Here is a 24,731-nt window from a genome sequence, read left to right on the forward strand (position 1 = left end):
TCAGGCCTTTTGGACTGTGATCGTCCAGCTGGCATCGGTGACGCGGTCGAAGTGGGTGACCGGGTAGCCGTTCTCTGCGGCCCACTGCGGGATCGCCTCGGTGGCCTGCGTGCAATCGAAGTTGATGACGAGTTCGTCGCCGCCCGTCAGCCCGTCCATGGCTTCCTTCGCCTCGACGAGGGGGAAGGGGCAGACGAGACCGTCCGTTTCGAGTACCTGTTTCATACTGTCCTGCTTTCCGCCGCCGGCGCCGGGGCCGACGACTTACGGGGCTTGATGGTTGCCTTGGCGGCGACTCCCGCGCCGACGATCATGAACAGAGTCGCAACCCAGCCCTGATATTCGAACTGCGCGGTCGAGACCATGGAGTTGCCGACGGTGCAGCCGCCGGCGATGGCCGCGCCCACGCCCATGCCGATGCCGCCGATGATCGACCTGATGATGGTGGCCTGATCGGGGACGCGGACTCGGAACTCGCCGGAGGCCTTGGCCGCGATGAGGGAGCCGACGAGGATGCCGATGACGAGCATGACACCCCAGTCGATGAGCTCGGCGTCACCGGTGGCGAGATAGCCGGTGAGGTGGGCCGAGGGCGTCGTGATGCCCAGCCCGGAGTTGCGCCCCGTGGCTGCCGACAGCGGCCAGGCGACCGTGGCGATGATGCCGATGACCACTGCGGTGGCGAAGGGGTTCCAGCGCTTCTCCGTGAACAGGTGGGCAAGCCCGGTCTTCCGGGGAGGCAGTGCGGCCATCGGGGTCTTGAGCTTGCGCGCGTGGTGGACGGTCAGCCAGACGGCGATGGCCGAGATGACGACGACGAAGACCCAGGGGCTCAGGCCCATGCTCGCCGGGAGACTTCCGTTGTCCAGGGTGATCGAACGGATGCCCTCGGTGAATTCGGCGCCCGGCCCGAGTTTCATGACGGCCGAGAACAGCGCATAGAAGATGAGGGCGAACCAGCTGCCCACGAGCCCTTCTCCGGCCCGGTAGTAGGTGCCGGTGGCGCAGCCGCCCGCGAAGACCATGGAGAAGCCGAAGACAAGGCCGCCGACGATCGAGGCCAGCCACGGGAAGGGCTCTGCCTCGAGAGTGATGACGCCGAAGCTGTTGAGCAGAAACAGGCCGATCGAGTGGACCGCGACAAGAACGATGAGAGCGGAGAACCAGCGGGTGTTCCCCGTCAGGGTGAGATCGCGAAACGCCCCGGTGACGCAGAATCGACCTCGCTGGAAGACGAACCCGAGGATCAGGCCGACAACAAGCCCAGTAATGATCATGGCACTGCTTTCTCTGGATGACAGATATGCAAGACGAGCAACAGCCCTCCATTTTGCTCAACAATCATCGTCGAGTCAACGTCGTGTCGTCATATGCCGCAATGCAGCGGGCCAACGGCGCACGATGTGACGCACATCTCCTCCAAAGTATCTTGACGTCAAGATACTTTTGGGAGATGATTAGGTTAACCTAACCTACAGAGGAGAGGTCATCATGACAGACAGTCAGCCAAGGCAATCGCTCACGGAAGTGCAATCACTCACGGAAGTGCAGTCACTCGCCCAGTTCGTCGACAGAGCCTCGCTGGAGATGCTCAGCGACACGGCACTCGAACAGCTCAAGATCCGCGTGCTCGACACGATCGGCGTCGCCATCGGCGCCCTCGACGCGCAGCCGCTCAAGGAGATCAGGTCACTGATCGAGGACCTCGACGCCGGGCACGGGGCCACCCTCATCGGCGGCGGTCACGCCAGCCCCGATCATGCGGCCTTCTTCAACTCCGCACTGAGCAGGTACCTCGACTTCATGGATGCCTATCTCGCGAAGGGCGAGACGAACCACCCCTCGGACAACATGGGTGCGGTGCTCGCCGCGGCCGAACACGCCGACGCCTCCGGAGCGGACTTCCTCACGGCTTTCGCCGTCGCCTATCAGATCCACGCTCGGCTCTCGGACGTCGCCCCGGTCCGCGACCTCGGCTTCGACCACACGACGCAGGGCGCCTTCGCCGCCGGAGCCGCCGCAGCCAAGGCCCTCGGACTGAATGCCGAGCAGATCGCCAACGCCGCGGCCATGGCCGGCACCGCCAACGTCGCCCTGCGGGTGACGCGGACGGGAGACCTCAGCCATTGGAAGGGACTGGCCTATCCGCACGTGTCGAAGGAAGGAGTCTTCGACGCCCTGCTGGCCGCCCGCGGCATCACCGGCCCGGCCGAGGTCTTCGAAGGCAACAAGGGCTTCAAGGCCCTGGCGGGCGATTTCGAGATCGACTGGTCGGCCGAGGACCTCGAGAAGGTCACCGACACGATCATCAAGAAGCACAATGCCGAGATCCACTCGCAGTCGGCCCTCGACGCCGCACAGGCTATCCGCCGGCAGGAGGGATTCCGCGCCGAGGCCATCTCGGGTGTCGAGCTGACTACCTTCGATGTCGCCTATTCGATCATCGGCGGCGGCGAGGAGGGCGACAAACGCACCATCCGCACCAAGGAGGAGGCCGATCACTCGCTGCCGTGGATGGTCGCGGTCGTCCTCCTCGACGGCGAGCTCAATCCGGAGCAGTACGACCCCGACCGGATCACCGCCGAGGATGTGCAGGATCTCATGCACAAGGTGACGATCACGCCCTCCGACGAGTTCAGTGACCGCTTCCCTGATCACATGTGCGCCGACCTCGTCGTCACCCTCGACGACGGCACGCAGCTGCACGCGAGCACCGAGGACTACGAGGGGTTCACGACGAACCCGCTCGACTGGGAGGGAGCGCGCCGGAAGTTCGACGCTCTGGTCTCCCCCTTCGCCGAGGCGGAGCAGCGTGACGAGATCGCCGAACTCGTCCACGATCTCGAGAACCACCGGATCCGTGAGCTCACGGAGGTCCTCGCACGCATCCCCCAGACTCGCAGCTGAGGCTGCGTCACCCCGCCGGAGGATCCGGCAGCCGCCGGCAGAAAGCCGGCACCCCGTCGGCACCTGCGCCGACATTCGAAGAAAGGAAAGACCATGTCGAACGCAATTGATTTCGATGTGTCCATGAACTTCGTTCCCCGCGCATACCGCCCGGCCAAGCCACGCACCGTCGGCATGACCGAGATCCGCGCACCGTACTACTCGACCTACGGCACCCGTCACCTCCAGGATGTCTTCGACGTCGCCGGCCAGTGGGTCGACGGCATCAAGTGGGCGGGAGGATCCTTCTCGCTCGTCCCGCCCGAGCAGGTCAGGGCGTTCAGCGACATCGCACACGAGAACGGGGCCTATGTGTCCTCGGGCGGCTGGATCGAGACGGTCCTGCGCTATGGGGACGAGGCGGTCGATCAGTATCTCAAGGAGGCCAAGGAGGTCGGATTCGACGTCATCGAGATCTCGACCGGCTTCATCATGCTCCCGACCTCGGGTCTGGAGCGCCTCGTCGAGAAGGTCGTCAGGGCCGGGCTCAAGGCCAAGCCCGAACTGGGCATCCAGATCGGTTCGGGCGGAGACTCCGGTGAGGCCGAACTCGCCGCCGAGTCCGCGAAGGACATCGGCGACCTCGTCGATCGCGGACAGCGGGCGCTCGACGCCGGAGCTTCGATCATCATGATCGAGTCCGAGGGCATCACGGAGAACGTCGATGAGTGGAACACGGCGGCCGCCGCCTCCATCATCAACGGTCTCGGCCTGGAGAACGTCATGTTCGAGGCCGCCGACGGACCCGTCTTCGAGTGGTACATCAAGAACTACGGCAACGAATGCAACCTGTTCGTCGACCACTCGCAGATCCTCCAGCTCGAGGGCCTGCGCCAGAACATCTGGGGCAACAAGTCCACCTGGGGACGGGTGATCAACCCGGCTCCGTGAGCTGAGGCCGAGGCGGCTCGGTCAGACTGACCGGCCTTGCGAAAACGAAGGCACCGGCGGTTCCCGTCGGTGCCTTCGCCATACCCTCCGGTCTCTCATTCATTGAGAACCGGATCGCCTCGCGTCCGTGACTGGGCGCACACTGAGGGGACGAGACAGGCAAGGAGGCCACGGTGCCAGAACTTCAGACAGACGTCGCGATCGTCGGCGCGGGTCCTGCAGGGCTCATGCTCGCCCACCTGCTTCACAATGCAGGCGTCGACTCCGTCGTCATCGACAATCGCAGCCGCGACGACATCGCCCACACCCACCGCGCGGGGATCCTCGAGGCGGGGTCTGTGCGCATGCTCGAGGCCGCCGGCGTCGAATCCCGCGTCCACACGGACGGGCACCGCCACGACGGCATCAACATCCGCGTCGACGGAACCTCCCACCTCTTCGACTTCCCAGAACTCGTCGGCGAATCCGTCTGGCTCTACCCCCAGAACGAGATCTTCGTCGATCTCGCCGCCGCGCGCGAACGCACCGGGGAGCCGATCTGCTACTCGGTCACGGACACCCGCCTCGGCGATGTCGAATCCGATCGCCCCTGGGTGACGGCCACCACCGCCGACGGCGAGGACCTGCGCATCGACGCCCGGTACGTCGTCGGCTCCGACGGCTCCCGCGGACCCTGCCGGGCGATGATCCCCGAGAACACCCGGCAGCGCTTCTTCCACGAGTACCCGTTCGCCTGGTTCGGCATCCTCTGCGAGGCCCCGCCCAGCCACGAGGTGCTCATCTACTCCCGCTCCGAACGCGGATTCGCGCTCATCTCCCAGCGCAGCGACACCGTCCAGCGCATGTATTTCCAGACCTCCCCCGGCACAGACGTCGCCGATTGGTCAGACGACCGGATCTGGACCGAACTCCAATCCCGTGTCGCAGGCCCCGACGGCTTCGAGCTCAAGACCGGCCCGATCACCGACAAGACGGTGCTGCCGTTCCGCTCGGCCGTGACCGAACCGATGCAGCACGGCTCGCTGTTCCTCGCCGGCGACAGCGCCCACACGGTCCCCCCGACCGGCGCGAAGGGCCTCAATCTCGCCTTCGCCGATGTCTCCGTGCTCGCTCCGGCGCTGATCAGAGCGCTCAGGGATTCCGATCCCGAGGCGCTGGCCGGGTATTCGCAGACCGCGACGAAGCGCGTGTGGAAGGCCCAGAACTTCTCCTACCAGATGACCCGGATGCTCCACTCCGACCCGGGTCAGGATGCGTTCGAGACGAAGCGCAGCCTCGGCGAGCTCCAGTCCATCCTCGAATCGGAGCACGGCCGACGCTACCTCGCCGAGTGCTACACCGGATGGCCCAACGGCTGAGCTCCTCTCCCCCAACGACTGCCACAACGTTTTCAGCCCCGACGAAGAAAGGTTCGACGATGAGTCCACAGCCGACCTCGGACACCGCCAAAGGTCCCGATGACGCCGCCGAGTCCCAGGCGACGCTGTCGAAGGAGATCGCAGACATCGAATCCGCCTACACCGAGGACGTGGACGGCGGGAAGAAGCCGGAGACCCAGCCGCGCCTGGACTACCGGCCCTACCGCTCCTCGATCCTGCGGCATCCGACGAAGGATCCCCGCCACGCCGATCCCGAGACCATCGAGCTCTTCTCCCCGGCCTTCGGCCACCGTGACATCGGCACCCTCGAATCGGACCTGACCATCCAGGCCGACGGCGAACCCATCGGCGAGCGCATCCGCGTCACCGGGCGTGTGCTCGACGGACAGGGCCGGCCCGTGCGAAATCAGCTCGTGGAGATCTGGCAGGCGAACTCGGCCGGTCGCTACATCCACAAACGCGATCAGCACCCGGCCCCGATCGACCCGAACTTCACCGGTGTCGGACGCACCCTGACCGGCGATGACGGCTCGTACTCCTTCACCACGATCAAACCGGGCCCCTACCCGTGGAAGAACCACCACAATGCTTGGCGACCGGCCCACATCCACTTCTCGCTCTTCGGATCCGAGTTCACCCAGCGCATGATCACCCAGATGTACTTCCCCGGTGACCCGCTCTTCGCACTCGACCCGATCTATCAGTCGATCACCGACCGATCAGCCCGCGACCGCCTCGTCGCGACCTATGACCACGACATCACCGAGCACGAATTCCTCATGGGCTACCGCTGGGACATCGTGCTCACCGGAGCCGACCGGACCTGGATGGAAGAAGAGGACGATGACTGACCACACCGCGACCCCGGACCTCACGCCGACCCCGGGGCAGACCGTCGGCCCGTTCTACGGCTACGCCCTGCCCTACGACCACGACAGCGAACTCGTCCCACCGGGCTCGGCCCGAGCCGTGCAGCTGACCGGAGTCGTCTACGACGGTGCCGGAGTCCCCGTGCCCGACGCCATCCTCGAGATCTGGCAGCCCGATGAGAACGGCGTCGTCCCCCGTGAAACGGGTTCGCTGCGCCGCAACGGCTTCACCTTCACCGGCTTCGGACGCGCCGCCGTCGACCCCGAGGGCGTATTCAGCTTCTCGACCGTCGATCCCGGCCCCACCGAGGCGGACAAGGCGCCTTTCATCAGCGTCGTCGTCTTCGCCCGAGGACTGCTCAATCGCCTCTTCACCAGGATCTATCTGCCCGAGCACACCGAGGCGCTGGCTGCCGACCCGTTCCTGTCCTCCCTCGATGAGGCCGAGAGAAACCGGCTGATCGCCACCCGAGGGGCTGACGGATCACTGCGTTTCGACATACGGTTGCAGGGTGAGGAGGAAACGCCCTTCCTCCGATTCCCCGGCCACGAGGACTGACACCGATGACCGACACCGCCCACACCCGATTCCTCTTCGCCCCCGGTGATCTGCGCGGCGCCGAGGCCATCGACGACGCCGCGCTCATCACCGCGATCGGCCAGGTCGAGACGGCTTGGATCATCGCCCAGGCACGGGTGGGGCTGGTGTCGTCGGAGGCGCGCACCGAGGTGACTGCCGCCATCGATGCGACCATCAGGACGCTGACCGACGACCATGCAGAGCTCCAGACTCTGGGTGAGAACGCCGAGGCGGGAGGCAATCCCGTCATCCCGTTCCTCGGTCTCGTCCGCTCCCGGCTGAGCCCGGAGGCCGCGCGCTGCCTGCACCGGGGTCTGACCAGCCAGGACGTCATCGATACCGCGATCGGTCTGCTCGTCTCCCGTGTCGTCCGGCAGATGCAGGCCCGCCTCGAGGTCATCGGCGCGTCTCTCGTCGACCTGTCCGAATCCCATGCGGACACCCTGTGCCTGGCCCGGACGCTGACCCAACCCGCACTGCCGACGACCTTCGGGCTCAAGGCCGCAGCCTGGGCCGCCGAGGTCATCGAGGTGCAGACCCTGGCTCCCTTCGTCGACTACGTGCAGGTCGGAGGGGCCGCGGGAACACGGGCGGCGATCCGGTGGTTCGCCGGAGCGTCGACGGAATCGCTGCTGCGCGAGTTCCACATGCAGATGGTCGGCCCCGATGCAGCGCTGAAGCGGGTCTCCGTGCCTTGGCACACCGATCGCGTCCGCATCCTGTCCTGGGGGTCCCACTTGGCCCAGTGCGTGACAGTCGGCGCATCGATCGCCCGCGACGTCCTCGTCGGCGTCCGCCCCGAGATCGGGGAGATGTCCCTGGCTTCGACCGGCGGATCCTCGGCGATGCCGCACAAGTCGAATCCCACCTCGGCGGTGCTGCTCCACCGCAACGGCATGCGTGTTCCCGGTGCGCTGTCGACCCTGACCACGGCCGCCGCCGAGGCGGTCGAGGAACGCTCCGACGGGGCCTGGCACGCCGAATGGCCGGCCCTGTCCGAGCTGATGACCCTGGCGATCTCGTCGCTGATCATCCTCGACGAGATGATCGCCGGCCTGAGCGTGAGGCCCGAAGCCATGCGCGCGAACCTCGATGCCGCCGGTCCCGGGCTCTTCGGCGAGAAGCTGGCCATCGTCTACGGTGACCGTCTGTCCAAGGACGAACTCGCCGCCATCGTCGCTGCCGGCACCGACCCGGTGGCCGCGCTGCGGAAGGCGGTCGGAGACGAGGACGGGATCGAGGACTTCTTCACCCCCGAAAGCTACCTCGGCGAGGCCGAGGACATCCGCCGGGACATCCTGGCCGCCATCGACCGGGCCGGACCGCAGGAGATCGACCTGCCTTCCTACGACTGAGACAAATGACAGAGAAAGTGACATCCATGGAGCTCACCGCATCCGTTCTCGCCGCACCCCGAACCCAGGCGACCGAGGCCAGGGTCCTCGTCGTCCTCCCCTCGCTGGGCACCTCGGTCGCCGCACTGTGGCAGCAGACGGCCACCCAGCTCGCGGCGCTGAGCCCGGAGTCGACGGTCATCGGCATCGACCTGCCCGGTCACGGTCGGTCGGCTCCCATCGACGTCCCCGCGGGGACCTCGGTCGCGCCCAGAGTGACGATGAGCGACCTCGCCGAGGCGGTCCTCGCCACCCTCGACCGCGTCCTTCCCGATGCGGCCCCTCCCGGCACTCCGGTCGACCTCGCCGGCGATTCGATCGGCGGGGCGATCGCCCTGCAGCTGGCCCTCGACCGCCCCGCGCGCTTCGGACGGGTCGCCGTGTTCTGCACAGCGGCGAAGATCGGCGAAGCCGCAGCCTGGGAGGAGCGCGCACAGACGGTGGCGACCTCGGGCACGCCGACGCAGATCATCGGTTCGGCCCAGCGGTGGTTCGGGGAAGGCTTCATGGACCGCGAGCCCGAGGCCTCGGCGGCTCTGCTGCACTCGCTTCAGGACGCCGACCGGTTCTCCTATGCCGCGCTGTGCTTCGCGCTGGCCGATTTCGACGTCCGGCAGCGCCTGTCGGAGATCTCCCTTCCGCTGCTGGCCGTCGCCGGCTCCGAGGACCAGCCGACGCCTGCCGCGAAGCTCGCCGAGATCGCCGGAGAGGTGCCGGGAGCTCTGCTCGAGGTCATCGAGGGCGCCGCCCATCTCGTTCCCGCCGAGGCACCCGCCGTGACCGCGGGCCTGTTGGACGACTTCCTGCGCGGCAAGGGGCTCGGCGGCGGGGCCGGCGGAACCGGTGCTGTCGGTGCCGACTCCGGTGCGCCGTCCCCGCTGCCGACGGCTTCGGGACCGCGTGAGGCCAGTCGGGACGAGGTGCGCGAGGCGGGCATGACCGTGCGGCGGCAGGTGCTCTCCGATGCCCACGTCGACCGGGCGAATGCGAAGATCGACGAATTCACCTCCGATTTCCAGGACCTCATCACCCGCTACGCCTGGGGCGAGATCTGGACGCGTCCGGGCATCGATCGCCGCATGCGGTCGGCCATCACGCTCACCGCGATGATCGCCGGCGGCCACGAAGCGGAGCTGGCCATGCATGTCAAGGCCGCCGTCCGCAACGGGCTCACCCGCGACGAGATCAAGGAAGTGCTCCTCCAATCGGCGATCTACTGCTCGGTGCCGAGCGCGAACACCGCCTTCTCCGTGGCTGCGCAGGCCCTGGCGGAGATGGAGGAGGAGACCGGCGAAAGCCCCGCCGAGAGCTGAGCCGGCAGGGTTGCCGCAAGCCCGCCCGGGCTGTTCGAATCGTCACATTGAGGGCTCCAGAGCTGTCGAGGAAGCTCGATGGGCAATAGGCTGGTGCGGTCGTCCTCCGAACCTGCCGTCTTCCGAAGGAGTCCTATGAGCGAAGCCCCGGTCTCCCGCGGAGTCTACAAATTCGCCGTGTTCGCGCTTGCGATCGGTGCCTTTGCGATCGGCGTGACCGAGTTCGCGACGATGGGTCTGCTGCCGATGATCGCCGCGGAACTCGGCATCACCGTCCCCCAGGCCGGACACGCTGTGTCCTTCTACGCCATCGGCGTCGTCGTCGGCGCTCCTCTGATCACGACGATCGCGGCGCACATGGACCGCAAGCTGCTCCTCCTGTGCCTCATGGGCCTCTTCGCCCTCGGCAACCTCGCCTCGATGCTCGCCCCGACCGCAGGTCTGTTCAACATCGCACGATTCGTCTCCGGCCTGCCCCACGGCGCCTACCTGGGGATCGGTGCGGTCGTGGCCGCCTCACTCGTACCGGTCAATCGGCGAGGCCGCGCCATGTCGCGAGTGATGCTGGGGCTGACCATCGCGAACATCTTCGGAGTCCCGTTCGCAACGGCGCTGGGCAACCTGCTCGGATGGCGCAGCGCCTACACGCTGGTCGCGGCACTGGGCGTGCTCACGGTCATCATGGTCGCCATCGCCGTTCCCCGCGTGCAGCTCGGATCCGCACCGTCGGCCCGCGGAGAGATGAAGGCGATCGCCAGGCCGCAGATCATCCTCACGCTGCTCGCCGGGTCCGTCGGATTCGGCGGCATGTTCGCCGTCTACACCTATGTCGCCCCGACGATGACCGATGTGGCCGGCGTCCCCGGAACCGCGATCCCCTGGGTGCTGGCCGTCTACGGCCTGGGCATGACCGCCGGCTCCCTCATCGCCGGACCGCTGGTCGACAAGTCCATCGAACGCTCGGCCACCGGCGGCATGATCCTCTCCGCCCTCGTGTTGGCCGCCTTCGGCGCTTTCACCCACATCGCGGCGATCGCCATCATCGCGCTCTTCCTCATCGGCATCGCCGGATCCATGATCACCACGGCGCTGCAGATGCGTCTGCTCCGCGAATCCCATGACGCCCCGAGCCTGTCCGCGGCCATGAACCATGCCGCGTTCAATCTCGCCAACGCCCTCGGCGCGTGGCTCGGCGGCATCGTCATCACCGCGGGACTCGGCTACCGGGCACCCGCCTGGGTCGGCGTCGGCCTGTGCCTGGCCGGCCTCGTCGTCATCACCGTCGCCATCGTCCTCCGCCGAGGCGGCTCCCCGGATTCCCGCGGCCGCTCCTCCATCGAGACCTGAGCCCGCCGCGACCGCGTTCGCGCCACACAGCTCCCGCCTTCCGGCAACTTGTGGTCACCTTCGGATACTTTCTTCCCCCGGAAAGTATCCGAACATGACCAGTAGTCGGCTGACTATACGATGAAGGCATGGACTATCCCGCGCAGAGTCGCTCGCACGCCCTGACCCGACGCCCGCAATCGTCCGTTCTCCTCGTCCTGGCCGCAATGGCCGTTCTCGCACTGATCGTCCTGACCGGGTGCGGGTCCTCCGATTCGAGCGACTCCGCAGACGGTTCGGCCGGCTCCGGTTCCTCGGCCGGGGCCGACGCGGGAACGTGCTCCTACCCCTCCGATTCCGGGGCCGCGGCCAAGGACGTCGCGGCTCCGGATGAGACGCCTCAGGCGACGGGAGAAGTCGGTGCCGCCATCGCCACGAGCGCCGGCGACCTGGCCATCACCCTCGACGCCGAGGGCACGCCCTGCACCGTCAACAGCTTCCTGTCCCTGGCCGAGCAGAAGTACTTCGATGACACCGATTGCCACCGCCTGACCACCGAAGGCATCTTCGTCCTCCAATGCGGGGACCCGACGGGCACCGGCAGCGGCGGCCCGGGCTACTCGTTCGCCGATGAGCTCGACGGTTCCGAGAGCTATCCCGCCGGCACCCTGGCCATGGCCAACGCCGGTCCCGACACCAACGGCTCCCAGTTCTTCGTCGTCTATGACGACAGCTCGCTGCCGCCGGACTACACCGTCTTCGGGACCCTCGATGAGGCCAGCACGAAGACAGTCGCGGACATCGCCGCCAAGGGCACGGACTCCGGCGCCGGAGACGGCGCACCGAAGGAGAAGGTGACCATCGAGGCAGTCACCGTCGGCGAGTGAAGCTGCTCTGCGGTCACGACGATCAACGCTCCGCAATGGTCGAACCGCCCTGCTCGAGCCCTCCCTCTATCTCACTGGTTGAGACTCCAAGGGCGGGCTTTCTGAGACGGGCGTAGTGTCTACTCGTCGCCGTCGACGCTGTCCCAGCACAGCGCCGACGGCCCTTTCCATTGACACGAGCACCACCCGCCCGTGCCTGCAGACACACGAACCAGCGGAGCACAACGACACCATGTCCACCGAAACACAGCCGGGCAGCCCCGACGCAGCACCTGGGGCAGCGACCGGAACCGACGCCATCGCAGCGACCCGGAAGAACAACACCCGAGGCAAGGTGCTGACCGCCTCGATGGTCGGCACGACGATCGAATTCTTCGATTTCTACGCCTATGCGACCGCCTCGTCGCTGGTCTTCCCAGCGCTCTTCTTCCCCAACCAGACCTCGACGACGCAGCTGCTGAGTTCCTTCGCGATCTTCGGCGTCGCCTTCGTCGCCCGCCCCCTCGGCTCGATCATCTTCGGCCACTTCGGCGACCGCGTCGGCCGGAAGAAGACGCTCATCGCCTCCCTGCTCATCATGGGCATCGGCACCTTCCTCATCGGGCTGCTGCCGACCGCCTCGACGCCGGGCTGGGTCGTGCTGGCTCCCCTGTGCCTCGTCCTCCTGCGCTTCTGCCAGGGCGTCGGACTCGGCGGCGAATGGTCCGGCGCGGCCCTGCTGGCCACCGAGAACGCCCCGAAGGGCAAACGCGCCATCTGGGGCACCTTCCCTCAGCTCGGCGCACCGGTCGGCTTCATCATCGCCAACCTGCTCTTCGTCGGGTTGAGCGAATGGACCTCGCCCGAGGCGTTCCTCGCCTGGGGCTGGCGCATCCCGTTCCTCCTCTCCGCACTCCTCGTGGCCGTCGGCCTCTACGTCCGCCTCTCCCTCATGGAGACCCCGGCCTTCCAGCTGGTCGCACAGAAGCAGCAGATCTCCAAGGCCCCGATCGGTCGCGTCTTCGCCACGAGCTGGAAGCCGCTCGTCCTCGGCACCTTCATCATGCTCGCGACCTACGTCATCTTCTACTTCATGACCGCGTTCACGCTGACCTACGGCACCTCCCCGGCCAGCCCGGAACAGGCGCAGACCGCCGCTGAGGCGGCTGGAAAGACCTTCGATCCCGCCGGGTTCGTCGCAGGGCTGGGCTATTCGAAGAGCGAGTTCCTCACCTACCTCATCATCGGAGTCGTGTTCTTCGGCATCTTCACCGTCGTCTCCGGGCCGCTGGCGGAGAAGCTGGGCCGACGGAAGATGCTCCTGGGCGTCACCGTGCTCATCGCCGCCTACGGCCTCGTCGTCAACGCCCTGTTCAACGCCGGCACCATAGGCGTCGTCCTCGCCCTCATCATCGGCTTCATCCTCATGGGGCTGACCTTCGGGCCGATGGCCGCCTACCTTCCGGAGCTCTTCCCGGCCAACGTCCGCTACACCGGCTCGGCGGTGTCGTACAACATGTCCAGCGTCATCGGCGCAGGCCCTGCTCCCTTCGCCATGGTCGCGCTGTGGCAAGCCGAGGGCGGCACGATCTTCTACTGCGGCCTCTACATCATCGCGGCGGCGATCCTCACGTTCGTCGCTCTGTGGCTGGCCAAGGACACCTCGGAGATCGACATGGAGGACCAGCTCAGCTGAGCCCCCGCAGCCTGAACATCCGCCGATCGACCCCGCTCGACGACCGCTGACAACGGTTGCGAGCGGGGTCGCTCGCTTCATGCCCCGCAGGCCCGCCTTGGCGGTCATCGCTTCCACCGCGAATGACTACGATTGCGTCACAACCGCGGCGACGGCGGCCCGCAGCGACACAATGTGACTCAGTTCACGATAGGCTCCTTCACAGACACTGCTCAGACACGGACGTCTGCGCGGACCGTTTGCGTGACATCCCGTCACCGATCCTCTGGAGGAACCATGAAACGACGCTCGACCCTGGCCATCGTGGCCGTCGGCGCCATGCTCGCCCTGTCCGCCTGCGGCGGTGGAGGCGATTCCGAACCCGCAGCAACCGCCGAGGGCGGAGTTCCCCTGGTCAAGGAGGGCAAGCTGACGACCTGCACCCACCTGTCCTACCAGCCCTTCCAGTTCGAGGAGGACGGCGAGGTCGTCGGCTTCGACGTCGACATCGTCGATGCTGTGGCGAAGAAGCTCGGCGTCGAGCAGGAGATCGTCAACGTTCCCTTCGAGCCGATCACGGCCGGCGCCTCCTTCGCGCAGGATCAGTGCGATGTGGCGGCCGCGGCCATGACGATCACGCCGGAACGCGAGGAAGCCATCGACTTCTCCGAACCCTACTTCCCTGCCAATCAGGCGATCCTCACCCGTGAGGACAAGACGGCCAAGGACGAAGACGGGCTCAAGGACTTCAAGGTCGCCGCACAGGCCGGAACCACCGGCCTCGACTACGCGACGGAGCACTTCAAGGACGCCGAGGTCGTCACCTATGAGGATCTCCCGCTCTCGCTCGAAGCGCTCAAGAACGGTCAGGCCGACGCGGTCATCAACGACAACGGCGTGCTCTACGACTACGCGGCGAACAACGACGGATTCGCCGTCGGCTTCGACATCGACACCGGCGAGCACTACGGCATCGGCATGAAGAAGGGCAACGCGGAGATGAAGAAGGCCGTGGACGACACCCTCGCCGAGATCAAGGACAACGGAGAGTACGACAAGATCTACGAGAAGTGGTTCGGCGACGCACCCAAGTGATCACCGCTGACGAGGCGGCCGGCTGCGGGCTCTGTCCCGCGGTCGGCCGCGCGTTCGGCTCTCACCACTGCCCCACCGCGTCAGAAGGACAGCACCTCATGTCAACACCTCCTGCGAGCCAGCAGCGCGGCCCGACCGGCCCCACGGCTCCCACCGCCACAGCTGATGCCACACCCAAAGCGAAGATGAGCAAACGGCAGAAGGCCAAGCTCTCCCGCGGCATCCAGTACGCGATCCTCATCGTCATCGCGGTCGTCATCGCCGTCGTCGCCGATTGGCCGACGCTCATCGACACCTTCGGTCGCATCGACATCGCGATCGGCATGTTCCCCGATGTCATCACCAAGGCACTGAAGAACACCGTCGTCTTCACCGGCCTCGGCTTCGTCCTGGGACTGGCGATCGCGATCGTGCTCGCGCTCATGCGACTGTCCTCGGTCGGGGTCTACCGCTGGTTGGCGTTCGTCTACACGGAGTTCTTCCGCGGCCTGCCCGCGCTCGTCGTCTTCCTCGTCATGGGCTTCGGCCTCCCTCTGGCGTTCAAGGGCTTCAACCTCCCTCAGCTCATCATCATCATGATCGCATTGGCGCTCGTCTCCTCCGCCTATATGGCCGAGACGATCCGCGCCGGCATCCAGGCCGTGCCCAAAGGCCAGGTCGAGGCGGCGAGGTCGCTGGGCATGTCCTCCTCACGCGCGATGTTCACGATCGTCCTGCCGCAGGCGATGCGGATCATCCTGCCGCCCCTGACCAACGAGCTCATCCTGCTGACGAAGGACTCCTCGCTGGCCTACATCCTCGGCTCCTCCGTCGACGGCCGCGAACTGACAGCACTCGCGCGAGCCGAGATCGTCAACACCGCGAACCTCACCCCGTTCATCGTCGTCGCGCTCTGCTACCTCGTGATCACGATCCCGCTGTCGTATCTGTCACGAGTGCTCGAGAAGAAGTACGGTTCCGCCGATTCAGGAGTGAAATGATGACGACCTCAGCAACCGCCTCGCTGCGGGAGACCGGAACCCCGATCATCGCGATCAGGAACCTGCAGAAGAGCTTCGGATCGAATCAGGTGCTCACGGATATCAGCCTCGACGTCGACAAGGGCGAGGTCGTCTGCGTCATCGGGCCCTCGGGATCGGGAAAGTCGACGATGCTCCGGTGCATCAACGTCCTCGAGGACCCGACAGGAGGGTCGATCGTCGTCGACGGCATGGACATGACCGACCTCGACCTCGACATCGATGCCGCCCGCACCCGCATCGGCATGGTCTTCCAGTCCTTCAACCTCTTCGGCCACCTCACCGTAAGGGAGAACCTCACGGTCGCCCAGATCAAGGTCCTGCGCCGGTCGAAGGCCGAGGCCGACCGGGTCGCCGAGGAGAATCTCGCGAAAGTCGGACTGTCCGAGAAGATCGATGCCAAGCCCTCGTCTCTGTCCGGTGGTCAGCAGCAGCGTGTGGCGATCGCACGGGCCCTGAGCATGGATCCCGATGTGATGCTCTTCGACGAGCCCACCTCGGCGCTGGATCCCGAGACCGTCGGTGATGTCCTCCAGGTCATGCGCAACCTCGCCGAGGCGGGCATGACGATGGTCGTGGTCACGCACGAGATGGAGTTCGCCCGGCAGGTCGCCGACCGGGTGGTCTTCATGGACGGCGGAGTCGTCGTCGAATCGGGCCCGGCCAAGGACGTCATCGGCGACCCGCAGGAGCAGCGGACGAAGGACTTCCTCGCCCGCGTCCTCCATCCCGGGCAGCTGGGCTAGGCCTGGCGGGTTTCCCACACGAGGTTGAAGATCCGGAAGCCGGCGTTGAGGAGTCTCATGTGCCGTTCGTGGTTCTCACTGCTCGCCCGGTCCGGCCCCTTTTCGTTGAGATAGTACTTGCCGACACCGTGGAATTCCGCGATCACCGGCAGACGTTCGTGCCTGAAGTCGTTGCGCGCGATCCACGTCCCTGACTCGTCGAATGTGTCGGCCTGCGGCTGCACCCCTGTGATGCCGAACCTGAAGAACTTCACCGCGCACAGTGATTCGCCGGGCGATTCATGCCGTTCGCGACAGCTCTTCGATCGATGCATCGCCTCGTCGCAGACGAGATGATCGGCGCCGAGGTCTCCAGCGTGCAGTCGTGGGCGATGTCGAGCAGCGTGCGCCTGATCGTCGTCACCGGGAGATCGGCGACTGCATCGGCATCCTCGGCGGGATGCTGTCGTTCCCGGATCCGGATGGTCGGCTATTCGGTGGAATCCCTCTCGGATCACCTCGGCGACGTCAGCGGCGGGAAACGGTGGGTCCAATCCATGGATCACTGCGGCAGAGATGTGTGAGAACACCGCGCCTTGCGGCAGTTCGTCTGCGTGGGAGCGGATGAGGATCTTGAGCTTCTCCGTATTGTCCCGAATATCGCCATAGGTCCGCGGATGCCCGGTCGCAGAGGCTTCATGGACGAGCCGCAGCGGTTCATGCCGCGCCTGAGAACAGCTTCGACGCAGCTTGGCGTCGGGAGCACCAGCCACAACTGGTCCTCCCGACGCTGAGTGGTCCGCTCGGCGAAGGTTCGGGGCGGGCGCTACTCCTGCGGCAGGATCACTCGGTAGCCCAGCTTGGCCTCGTATCCGTGGATCTCGCGGGTGTCGAGTGCCGACATGAAGTCGAGGACCTCGGCGGTGATGATCTGGCCGGGCACGAGCACGGGGAAGCCCGGCGGGTACGGGGTGACGAACCCGGCCGAGACCGGCCGCTCACCGTTCTCGACGCGGCGGCGCAGCTCGTGCGGGAGGACGTGCTCGATGTTCTGCCGCCGCAGACCGGCATAGTAGGCGGTGCGCAGGTCACCGTCGGGAAGCTGCTTGGACGGATCGTCGGCGGGCACCTCGGCGGCGTATTCGGGCGCGAAGGCGCTGAAGTCCGGCAGCGGTGGCATCACCGCGGCGGGCTCGCTCAAGGCGTCCTGCTCCTGCTGTTCGTGCGGGTCGTTGAACCTCCCCGCCAGTTTGACGAGGACCTCGATGAGGTAGGCCACGGCCGACCGGGAAGTGCCGATGTTCGTCATGAACAGCACGGTGTTGCGGCTCGTCTTATTCACCTGGATGCCGTAGCGGTCCATGAGGTGCTCGTGCTTGAACGTATCTCCGTCGACGCCGGTGCCGGAGATCTCGACGGTGATGCGGCTGGGGTCGACGACGAATTCGTCCGTCACCCAGGCGTTCCACATCGTCGCCAGACCGTCGCGCAGCGGCATCGTCCGGTCGGTGACCCGGTAGTCGGCGGGGATCAGGTCCGCGGCGGTGAGCACCTTGAACGTCTTCTTCAGCAGCGGGTGCCGCGCGATCGCCGCGGACAGGCTCATCGCCAGATCGAGCTGCTTCTGCACGAGCGCGAAGCCCTCCATCTCGACCTGCCTGCGACCGAGATCGAGGGAGGCCAGGATCTGGTAGTTCGGAGATGTCGAGGTGTGCGTCATGTACGCCTCGTGGAAGGCCTCCTCCGCACCGGAGGCGAACTCCTGGTCGTAGACGTGGATCATCGATCCCTGCCGCAGAGCGGTCAGCGTCTTGTGGGTCGACTGGGTCGCATACACCCGGATCGTGGCGTCCGGCGGCGGCAGCAGATCCTCAGCCAGCCACACCTCGTCGGGAGCGGGCTGACCGGTCTCGGGATCGAAGAGGCGCTTCTGCTGCTCCCGGTAGGCCGCGGCGTGGGCGTCGGTGGACAGGGTGTCCTCGAGGCGTTCGGCCGCGTACATGGCCGTGCGCTTGCGCGTGACCGGGTGGAATCGGGCGAAGGCGAACCAGGCCTCGTCCCAGAGGAAGACGAGGTCGGGTTTGATGGCCAGGCACTCGGCCATGACCTTGTACGCGTCGTAGACGATCCCGTCGAAGGTGCAGTTGGTCAGAGTGACCATCCGCACCTCGTCGAGGCGGCCGGCAGCCCGGTAGTCGAGCAGGAGCTGCTTGATCCGGCTGAGCGGCACCGCCCCGTAGAAAGCGACGTCGTTGAGCGGGTAGGCCTCGAGGTAGGCGGTGCGGGCGCCGGTGAGCATGAGTGCGTGATGGTGCGACTTGTGGCAGTTGCGGTCGACCATGACGACCTCGTCGGGGGCGACGACGGCCTGGTGGACGATCTTGTTCGCCGTCGAGGTGCCGTTCGTGACGAAGTAGGTGCGTTTGGCGCCGAAGGCGCGGGCGGCCAGCAGCTGCGCCTTCTTCAGCGTGTTCACCGGGGCGAGCAGGGAATCGAGCTCGCCGGAGGTGGCGCTGGATTCGGCGAGTAGCAGGTTGAGTCCGTAGAAGTCGACGAAGTCGCCGATCCACTTCGAACCGACGACAGAGCCTCCGCGGGAGACCGGGAGGGCATGGAAGACTCCGGCCGGACGGCGGGCGTGTTCGCGGATCGCGTCGAAGAACGGGGTGTCGTAGAGGTGCTGGGCGCGACGCAGCAGCGACAGGTGCAGTTCGAACTGGTCTTCGCGGCGGAACACACGGCGGAACCGGTGGGTCAGGGCCCCGGCGAGGCTTTCGATGTGCGCACCGGCCATGAGGTAGAGGTCGAGTTCCGGGCGCAGACCCGCCAATGTGTCGGCCAGCCGGAGCACCCGACGGACCGAGTTGAGCGGACTCATCGGGCCCGTCGGCGCTTCCTTCGTCGACCGGTGCGCGAACTCCACGGCATCGCGCAGATCGCGGCTGAGGACCTCGCGCGTGCGGTCGGTGAAGCCCGGCCGGATGACGCAGGCGAGCAGGTTCGGGTTCGTCAGCGCCGCGGCGACGGCGTCGTCGGCGGTCGGGACGACGACGTAGTCGTAGATGAACTGGTCGGAGGGGTTGCGCAGCTTGAGCAGGTCGGAGTGCAGCTCGTCGCGGCCGCCTTCGGTGGTCTCGTCGACGATGAGCACCTCGAAGCGGGGGCGGGTGTCCTGCCGGTCCTTGAGTTCGGCGCGCTCGTCCTCGGTCAGCTCGTCCTCACCGGTGTCGGGCACGGTGGTCCCGCGCAGTCGGTTGACCGCCCGGGTGATCATGTCATGGGCCCGGTCGAATTCGCCGTTCGAGAGCAGGTCCGTGATCTCCTCGACATAGCGCTGACCGAAGCCGCCCCAGTAGAGCTCCATGGTCCGCAGCGAGCGCAGGGACCGCCAGACCTCGCCGTCCTCGGCGATCATCGAGAAGTCCCCGCCGCTGGCAGCCAGACGCTTGATCGCGAACTTCAGATACTCCCAGGCGTCCGAGCGCAGCCGCCAGGTGCTCGCGGGCATGCCCGGGTCCCGTTCGAGGTTGGCCTTGCGCGGCGTCGACTGGAATCCCGCTCGACCTCGCCTGGCGACGGCATCGGCTTCGGTGATTCCGATCGCCTGCGCCGATGGATGGTCGGAGTCGATGCCGGTCATGCGTGAGCCTCCTGGCTGTCAGTAGTCATTCGTCGCCGACTGACGACGATTCCTGCTCACGGGCTCAGGCGGGAGCGCCGCACTGATTCCGTTGTTGCAAGATCATACGACCTCACACTGTTCGATGCGCCCGGCGGGGACCACATGAGACAAAAGAATGATAAGCATGGGGTATGGACACTTCCGCGTCGCTTTCCGCCGGCCATCTCATCGTCGAGGAGCTCGAAGCCCACGGGGTCCGCCGCGCCTATCTGGTGCCCGGTGAGTCCTACCTCGACGTCATGGACGGCCTCCATGATTCGTCCATCGCCCCGATCGTCTGCCGGCAGGAGGGCGGGGCGGCCTATATGGCCGTGGCCGAAGGGCGGATGACCGGGGTGCCCGGCATCGCCATGGTCACCCGCGGCCCCGGCGCCTCGAACGTCATGGTCGGCATCCACACCGCTTTTCAGGACGCCACCCCGCTCGTCGTGTTCGTCGGCCTCATCCCCACCGACCATCGCGGCCGGGAGTCCTTCCAGGAGTTCGACCTCAACGGCTGGTTCTCCACGACGACGAAGAAAGTGCTCACCCTCGACGACCCCGACAAAGCCGCCGAGGTCGTCGTCGACGCCATGCACACCGCCGTATCCGGCCGGCCGGGCCCCGTCGTCGTCGGTTTGCCCGAGGAAGTGCTGGTCCGTGCCAGCGCCGGGACCGTGCTGCCGCCGCGCGTGCTCGGTTCGGCGTCGCCCTACGCCGGGGATGTCACGGAGCTGCGGGCACGCATCACCGCCGCCGACCGACCCGTCCTCATCATCGGCGGTGAGGACTGGTCGCCGTCGACGTCCAAACGCATCGCCCAATGGTCTCGCGATCGCGGTCTCGGGGTGCTCGGGACGTTCCGCGCCTATGACGGCATCGATCACGACAGCCCGAACTTCCTCGGCATCCTCGGCTACGGTGCGGCCCCGGTGGCCAAGCGGGTCCTCGACGAGGCGGACCTGCACATCTTCCTCGGCTGCGTCCGCACCGATGTGGCCACAGCCGGGTTCACCCTCGGCACCGATCAGCGCACCGTCGTCATCGGCCCCGACGCCGATGCTCACGGACACTTCGGCCGTCTCGACCAGCACATCGTGACCTCGGTGAACCGGTTCGCCCAATCCCTGTTCACCGAGGACGGGTCGCGGACCTATTCGGTCTCCTCCGACGGATCGATCGACGAACCGCCGCTCGGCGACACCCTCTCCGAGGCGGCCGGCCATGCGGTGCCGCTGCCCGAATGGGTGCGCGAGGCCCGGGCCGAACTCGACGACTGGCGGGCTCCGCAGGTCCCCGGACCCGATTCCAGCGATCGCTTCGTCGATATGGACGAGGCGTTCGTGCACGTCAGGCAGCTGCTGCCGAGTGATGCGATCATCACCTACGGGGCCGGGAACTTCTCCGGCTGGGCGACCCGGTTCCTGCCCACCCACGGGTTCCCCTCGGCGCTGGGACCGCGCAACGGCTCGATGGGCTTCGGGCTGCCGGCCGCGGTCGCCGCCGGTCTCGTCCATCCCGAACGGCCCGTGTTCTGCATCGCCGGCGACGGCGACTTCCTCATGAACGGTCAGGAGATGGCCACCGCGGCTCAGTACGGTGCCGACATCACCATCGTCATCAACGACAATTCGGTCTACGGCACGATCCGCGGCCATCAGGATCGTGAGTACCCGGGTCGGGCCCCGGCCACGGCGCTGCAGAATCCGGACTTCGCAGCCATGGCCACGGCCTTCGGCGGACTCGGAATCCGGGTCGAGAGGACCGCCGACTTCCGGGAGGCGTTCGACCGGGCGCTGGCGCACAAGGGCCTGTCCCTCGTCCACTGCCTCACCGATCCGAGCATCCGCGGCGCCCGCCTGCCCCGGGCATGAACCGTCCTGACTAAGGTGGCCTCATGAGAATCGACGCGATCTTCACCGACCTCGATGCCCACACCCTCGACCCCGAGCGGCCGAGGGCCAGCAGGATCGGGGTCTTCAACGGCCGAATCATCGGCTTCGACGAGGACCTCGACGGCGTCGATGCCGACCGGATCGAATCGCTGGGCGGGGCGACGGTGCTGCCGGGCTTCACCGACGCCCACTGCCACACCGCCTGGTTCGGTCTGACTCTGGCCTCCGTCGATGTCACGGCGCTGCCGGGCGGGCTGCCCGACGTCTACTCCGCGCTCGAGGAGGCGGCGGCCGCGACGCCGGCCGGGGAGTGGATCAACGCCACCGGATACGCCCATCGCGACTACGACGGTCAGTACCCCGAGCTGGCCCGCCTCGACGAGATCACCGGCGACCGCCCGCTGTTCATGCGCCAGACCTCCGGCCACGCCGCGATCGTCAACACCGAGGCGATGCGCCGGGCCGGCATCCTGGACCCCGGTTTCACCGAACCGGTCGGCGGCAAGGTCGTCACCGACCCGGCCGGCCACCCGACCGGTCTGCTCGAGGAGACCGCGCAGGCGCTCGTCCAGGACCTCATCCGTCCCTACTCCCTCGACACCCTCGTCGAGGCGATCGACCTCGCCACGGCCTACTATGCGAAGGAGGGCATCACCTCCTTCGGCGAGTGCGGCATCGCCTACGGGTGGATCGGCCACTCCCCCATCGAGATCAGCGCCTATCTGCGTGCCCGCGAAGAGGGCCGGCTGCGAGCCCGGGCCCAGCTGATGCCGCAGGCCGATGGACTGCACACGATCGCGGCGAACTCGGCCGACGGATTCGGCATCGGTCTCGATGCGGGACTGCGCACCGGCCTCGGCGATGATCTCATCTCGATCGGCCCGGTGAAGTTCTTCATGGACGGGGCCCTGTCCGGCGAGACCGCGGCGCTGCGGGAGAACTATGCGGGCAAGGACCATCCCGGCTATCTCCAGGCCGACGCCGAGGTGCTGCGGCAGCAGATCCTCGACACCTACGCCTCGGGCTGGTCGGTCGCCGTGCATGCGATCGGCGATGCCGCCGTCGACGCGGCGGTGGCCAACATCGTCGATGCGCAGAAACGGTTCGGCCGCCGCGCGGTGCCCAACCGGATCGAACATGCCGCCATGGTCCATGACGAGCACCTGGCCACGCTGGCCGAGAACGGCATCGTCGTGACCCCGCAGTCGGCCTTCGCCGAGGGCATCGGCGACGGCATGAATGCTTCCCTGGGACCGCAGCGCCGACATCTGCTCTACCGGGCCAAGTCCTTCCTCGACGCCGGTGTCCTGCTCGCCGGCAGCTCGGATCGGCCCTGTGCCGACGGCAATGTGCTGCGCGGGATCGAAGCCTTCGTCACCCGCGCCACCCGTGACGGCGACGTCATGGGCTCGGCCGCCGAGCGCCTCACCGCCGACGAGGCTCTCGCGGCCTACACCGTGAACGCCGCCGCGGCCTCGGGCCAGGGCGCGGACAAGGGCACGCTGAGCCGCGGGAAGCTCGCAGACTTCGTCGCCCTCGACACCCACCCCGGGCAGGTGGGCCCGACCGAGATCTCACAGATCCCGATCCGCGCCACCGTCCTCGGCGGCAACTTCACCCACGACGCCCGCTGACCCCGCGGGGTCAGCGGGAGAAGTCGAGGTCGGTGAGCACCTTCTCGAAGATTCCGAGTCCGCGTTCGAGGTCCTCCTCGCTGATGTTGATCGGCGGGACCACGTGCAGTCGGTGGTAGTTGTTGAACGGCACGACGCCGTGCTCCTTGAGTGCCGCGACGACCGAGGCGACCTCGGGCGATCCGCCGCCGTAGGGAGCCAGCGGCTCCTTCGTCTCCTTGTCCCAGACGAGTTCGATCGCCCAGAACGCACCCGTGCCGCGGACTTCCCCGACGTGCTTCGAGTTCTCTGCGATCTGCCGCAGCCGGGGCCCGATGATGGTCTCGCCGATGCGGGCGGCGTGCTCGATCATCCCTTCATCAGCCATCGCGTTGATCGTGGCGACGGCGGCCGCGCAGGCCAGGGGATGGCCCGAATAGGTCAGCCCGCCGGGGTAGACGCGCTCGGCGAAGGTCTCGAAGATCGCGTCGCTGATGACCACACCGCCCAGCGGCACATATCCGGAGTTCACCCCCTTGGCGAAGGTGATGAGGTCGGGGACGATGTCGAAGTGCTCGAAGGCGAACCACTTGCCCGACCGCCCGAATCCGGCCATCACCTCATCGGCGATGAGGACGATCCCGTACTCATCGGCCAGTGCCCGCACGCCCTGCATGTATTCGGGGCTGGGAACCATGATGCCGGCAGTGCCGGGAATGGATTCGAGGATGATCGCCGCGATCGTCGCCGGACCCTCCAACTGGATGGTCCGTTCGAGGTGGTGAAGCGCGCGTTCGGTCTCCTCCGCCTCGGTGGCGGCGTGGAACTCGGACCGGTAGAGGAAGGGGCCGAAGAAATGGACGACGCCGGCATCTCCGTGTTCGTTCTCCCAGCGGCGGGGATCGCCGGTGACGTTGACGGCCGTCTGGGTTCCGCCGTGATACGACCGGTAGCGTGAGAGCACCTTGGTCCGGCCGGTGTGCAGGCGGGCCATGCGGATGGCGTGCTCGTTCGCATCGGCCCCGCCGTTGGTGAAGAACACGCGGTCCAGTCCCGCCGGCGTGCGATCGGTGATGAGCCGGGCGGCCTCCGAGCGGGCGGCATTGGCAGTGGCCGGGCTGATCGTGCACAGCAGATCGGCCTGGTCCTTGATCGCGGCGACGACGGCCGGGTGCTGGTGACCGATGTTCGTGTTCACCAGCTGGGAGGAGAAGTCGAGGAACTCCTGCCCGTCACCGTCGACGATCGTCGACCCCTGGGCTCTGACCACGGTCGGAGGATCGATGAGACGCTGCGCCGACCAGGAGTGGAAGACGTGCGCGCGGTCGAGCTCGTGGGCTCGGGCGGCTTCGTCCTTGATCGCTGCGAGATCGACATCGCTGAGCTGGTGCACCATTGTCACCCTTTCGCCGAGGAGGGGCTGGCGGAGCGTGAGATCCGCGCCTGTCAGCTCATCGTAGAACAGATTCGACTACAGTGACGAG

Annotated in this window: 21 protein-coding genes; 16 read left to right on the forward strand and 5 right to left on the reverse strand. The window is 66.8% G+C overall.

The features are described from left to right. Both IHE57_RS10875 and IHE57_RS10880 read right to left on the reverse strand, forming a co-directional pair. Positions 1–225 (reverse strand): sulfurtransferase TusA family protein, encoded by a 225-nt coding sequence (locus IHE57_RS10875; RefSeq protein ID WP_127363865.1) that lies wholly within the window; start codon positions 223–225, stop codon positions 1–3. Further along, the gene (locus tag IHE57_RS10880; RefSeq protein WP_209325648.1) at positions 222–1,277 is read right to left on the reverse strand and encodes a YeeE/YedE family protein; all 1,056 of its coding nucleotides are present in this window, start codon (positions 1,275–1,277) and stop codon (positions 222–224) included. The genes IHE57_RS10875 and IHE57_RS10880 overlap by 4 nt, the downstream gene beginning before the upstream one ends. 268 nt (positions 1,278–1,545) lie before the next feature. Here IHE57_RS10880 and IHE57_RS10885 point away from each other — a divergent pair, with 268 nt between their 5' ends. The 13 genes from IHE57_RS10885 (at position 1,546) to IHE57_RS10945 (ending at position 16,099) form a co-directional block, all read left to right on the forward strand. Further along, the gene (locus IHE57_RS10885) at positions 1,546–2,907 is read left to right on the forward strand and encodes an MmgE/PrpD family protein (protein ID WP_366933930.1); all 1,362 of its coding nucleotides are present in this window, start codon (positions 1,546–1,548) and stop codon (positions 2,905–2,907) included. A 93-nt stretch (positions 2,908–3,000) separates the two neighbouring features. Further along, positions 3,001–3,837 carry a phosphosulfolactate synthase gene (locus tag IHE57_RS10890; protein WP_209325651.1) on the forward strand — a complete coding sequence of 279 codons (837 nt, stop codon included), beginning with the start codon at positions 3,001–3,003 and terminating at the stop codon, positions 3,835–3,837. A 173-nt stretch (positions 3,838–4,010) separates the two neighbouring features. Next, the gene (locus IHE57_RS10895; protein WP_209325653.1) at positions 4,011–5,195 is read left to right on the forward strand and encodes a 4-hydroxybenzoate 3-monooxygenase; all 1,185 of its coding nucleotides are present in this window, start codon (positions 4,011–4,013) and stop codon (positions 5,193–5,195) included. A 59-nt stretch (positions 5,196–5,254) separates the two neighbouring features. After that, positions 5,255–6,067 (forward strand): protocatechuate 3,4-dioxygenase subunit beta, encoded by an 813-nt coding sequence (pcaH, locus tag IHE57_RS10900; RefSeq protein WP_209373009.1) that lies wholly within the window; start codon positions 5,255–5,257, stop codon positions 6,065–6,067. Further along, positions 6,060–6,644, forward strand: coding sequence for a protocatechuate 3,4-dioxygenase subunit alpha (pcaG, locus tag IHE57_RS10905; protein WP_209325656.1), 585 nt, complete (start codon positions 6,060–6,062; stop codon positions 6,642–6,644). The genes pcaH and pcaG overlap by 8 nt, the downstream gene beginning before the upstream one ends. Positions 6,645–6,649: 5 nt before the next feature. Then, positions 6,650–8,020 (forward strand): lyase family protein, encoded by a 1,371-nt coding sequence (locus IHE57_RS10910; protein ID WP_209325658.1) that lies wholly within the window; start codon positions 6,650–6,652, stop codon positions 8,018–8,020. A 26-nt stretch (positions 8,021–8,046) separates the two neighbouring features. Continuing rightward, entirely contained in the window at positions 8,047–9,372 is a 1,326-nt protein-coding gene (gene pcaDC, locus IHE57_RS16835) for a bifunctional 3-oxoadipate enol-lactonase/4-carboxymuconolactone decarboxylase PcaDC (protein ID WP_209325659.1), read from the forward strand. A 135-nt stretch (positions 9,373–9,507) separates the two neighbouring features. Further along, the gene (locus IHE57_RS10920; RefSeq protein ID WP_209325660.1) at positions 9,508–10,719 is read left to right on the forward strand and encodes an MFS transporter; all 1,212 of its coding nucleotides are present in this window, start codon (positions 9,508–9,510) and stop codon (positions 10,717–10,719) included. Between the two features lie 128 nt (positions 10,720–10,847). Further along, positions 10,848–11,585 (forward strand): peptidylprolyl isomerase, encoded by a 738-nt coding sequence (locus IHE57_RS10925; RefSeq protein WP_209325661.1) that lies wholly within the window; start codon positions 10,848–10,850, stop codon positions 11,583–11,585. 232 nt (positions 11,586–11,817) lie between these two features. After that, the gene (locus tag IHE57_RS10930) at positions 11,818–13,260 is read left to right on the forward strand and encodes an MFS transporter (protein ID WP_209325662.1); all 1,443 of its coding nucleotides are present in this window, start codon (positions 11,818–11,820) and stop codon (positions 13,258–13,260) included. 276 nt (positions 13,261–13,536) lie between these two features. Further along, complete coding sequence (locus tag IHE57_RS10935) at positions 13,537–14,334, forward strand: basic amino acid ABC transporter substrate-binding protein (protein ID WP_253720179.1); 798 nt, start codon at positions 13,537–13,539, stop codon at positions 14,332–14,334. A gap of 185 nt (positions 14,335–14,519) precedes the next feature. Then, on the forward strand, positions 14,520–15,314 hold the full coding sequence (locus tag IHE57_RS10940; RefSeq protein WP_209325732.1) for an amino acid ABC transporter permease: 795 nt from the start codon (positions 14,520–14,522) through the stop codon (positions 15,312–15,314). Then, positions 15,314–16,099 carry an amino acid ABC transporter ATP-binding protein gene (locus IHE57_RS10945; protein ID WP_216629761.1) on the forward strand — a complete coding sequence of 262 codons (786 nt, stop codon included), beginning with the start codon at positions 15,314–15,316 and terminating at the stop codon, positions 16,097–16,099. The genes IHE57_RS10940 and IHE57_RS10945 overlap by 1 nt, the downstream gene beginning before the upstream one ends. Here IHE57_RS10945 and IHE57_RS10950 read toward each other — a convergent pair. Then, positions 16,096–16,353 carry a hypothetical protein gene (locus tag IHE57_RS10950; RefSeq protein ID WP_209373011.1) on the reverse strand — a complete coding sequence of 86 codons (258 nt, stop codon included), beginning with the start codon at positions 16,351–16,353 and terminating at the stop codon, positions 16,096–16,098. The genes IHE57_RS10945 and IHE57_RS10950 overlap by 4 nt on opposite strands. Positions 16,354–16,407: 54 nt before the next feature. On the opposite strand from IHE57_RS10950, the gene IHE57_RS10955 reads away from it, so the two are divergent. After that, entirely contained in the window at positions 16,408–16,662 is a 255-nt protein-coding gene (locus tag IHE57_RS10955; RefSeq protein ID WP_209373013.1) for a hypothetical protein, read from the forward strand. Positions 16,663–16,904: 242 nt separating this feature from the next. On the opposite strand, the gene IHE57_RS10960 is transcribed toward IHE57_RS10955, so the two are convergent. Then, positions 16,905–19,718 (reverse strand): aminotransferase class I/II-fold pyridoxal phosphate-dependent enzyme, encoded by a 2,814-nt coding sequence (locus IHE57_RS10960; RefSeq protein WP_209325664.1) that lies wholly within the window; start codon positions 19,716–19,718, stop codon positions 16,905–16,907. A gap of 173 nt (positions 19,719–19,891) precedes the next feature. On the opposite strand from IHE57_RS10960, the gene IHE57_RS10965 reads away from it, so the two are divergent. Beyond that, positions 19,892–21,613, forward strand: a complete 1,722-nt coding sequence (locus IHE57_RS10965; protein ID WP_209325665.1) for a thiamine pyrophosphate-dependent enzyme — start codon at positions 19,892–19,894, stop codon at positions 21,611–21,613. A 23-nt stretch (positions 21,614–21,636) separates the two neighbouring features. Continuing rightward, the gene (locus IHE57_RS10970; RefSeq protein WP_209325666.1) at positions 21,637–23,268 is read left to right on the forward strand and encodes an amidohydrolase; all 1,632 of its coding nucleotides are present in this window, start codon (positions 21,637–21,639) and stop codon (positions 23,266–23,268) included. A gap of 10 nt (positions 23,269–23,278) precedes the next feature. On the opposite strand, the gene IHE57_RS10975 is transcribed toward IHE57_RS10970, so the two are convergent. Then, positions 23,279–24,643 carry an aspartate aminotransferase family protein gene (locus IHE57_RS10975; RefSeq protein WP_209325667.1) on the reverse strand — a complete coding sequence of 455 codons (1,365 nt, stop codon included), beginning with the start codon at positions 24,641–24,643 and terminating at the stop codon, positions 23,279–23,281. Positions 24,644–24,731 lie beyond the last annotated feature (88 nt).

The organism is Brevibacterium renqingii, assembly GCF_017808105.1.
In the GTDB taxonomy this organism is placed as follows: domain Bacteria; phylum Actinomycetota; class Actinomycetes; order Actinomycetales; family Brevibacteriaceae; genus Brevibacterium; species Brevibacterium renqingii.

Bases quoted from the DNA above. Each gene is read 5' to 3' on its own strand.
- pcaG (WP_209325656.1), top strand. From the start codon at position 6,060: ATGACTGACCACACCGCGACCCCGGACCTCACGCCGACCCCGGGGCAG.
- IHE57_RS10975 (WP_209325667.1), bottom strand. From the start codon at position 24,643: ATGGTGCACCAGCTCAGCGATGTCGATCTCGCAGCGATCAAGGACGAA.
- IHE57_RS10935 (WP_253720179.1), top strand. From the start codon at position 13,537: ATGAAACGACGCTCGACCCTGGCCATCGTGGCCGTCGGCGCCATGCTC.
- IHE57_RS10940 (WP_209325732.1), top strand. From the start codon at position 14,520: ATGAGCAAACGGCAGAAGGCCAAGCTCTCCCGCGGCATCCAGTACGCG.
- pcaDC (WP_209325659.1), top strand. From the start codon at position 8,047: ATGGAGCTCACCGCATCCGTTCTCGCCGCACCCCGAACCCAGGCGACC.
- IHE57_RS10880 (WP_209325648.1), bottom strand. From the start codon at position 1,277: ATGATCATTACTGGGCTTGTTGTCGGCCTGATCCTCGGGTTCGTCTTC.
- IHE57_RS10890 (WP_209325651.1), top strand. From the start codon at position 3,001: ATGTCGAACGCAATTGATTTCGATGTGTCCATGAACTTCGTTCCCCGC.
- IHE57_RS10875 (WP_127363865.1), bottom strand. From the start codon at position 225: ATGAAACAGGTACTCGAAACGGACGGTCTCGTCTGCCCCTTCCCCCTC.
- IHE57_RS10920 (WP_209325660.1), top strand. From the start codon at position 9,508: ATGAGCGAAGCCCCGGTCTCCCGCGGAGTCTACAAATTCGCCGTGTTC.
- IHE57_RS10945 (WP_216629761.1), top strand. From the start codon at position 15,314: ATGACGACCTCAGCAACCGCCTCGCTGCGGGAGACCGGAACCCCGATC.
- IHE57_RS10955 (WP_209373013.1), top strand. From the start codon at position 16,408: ATGCATCGCCTCGTCGCAGACGAGATGATCGGCGCCGAGGTCTCCAGC.
- IHE57_RS10965 (WP_209325665.1), top strand. From the start codon at position 19,892: ATGGACACTTCCGCGTCGCTTTCCGCCGGCCATCTCATCGTCGAGGAG.
- IHE57_RS10930 (WP_209325662.1), top strand. From the start codon at position 11,818: ATGTCCACCGAAACACAGCCGGGCAGCCCCGACGCAGCACCTGGGGCA.
- IHE57_RS10970 (WP_209325666.1), top strand. From the start codon at position 21,637: ATGAGAATCGACGCGATCTTCACCGACCTCGATGCCCACACCCTCGAC.
- IHE57_RS10925 (WP_209325661.1), top strand. From the start codon at position 10,848: ATGGACTATCCCGCGCAGAGTCGCTCGCACGCCCTGACCCGACGCCCG.
- pcaH (WP_209373009.1), top strand. From the start codon at position 5,255: ATGAGTCCACAGCCGACCTCGGACACCGCCAAAGGTCCCGATGACGCC.
- IHE57_RS10960 (WP_209325664.1), bottom strand. From the start codon at position 19,718: ATGACCGGCATCGACTCCGACCATCCATCGGCGCAGGCGATCGGAATC.
- IHE57_RS10910 (WP_209325658.1), top strand. From the start codon at position 6,650: ATGACCGACACCGCCCACACCCGATTCCTCTTCGCCCCCGGTGATCTG.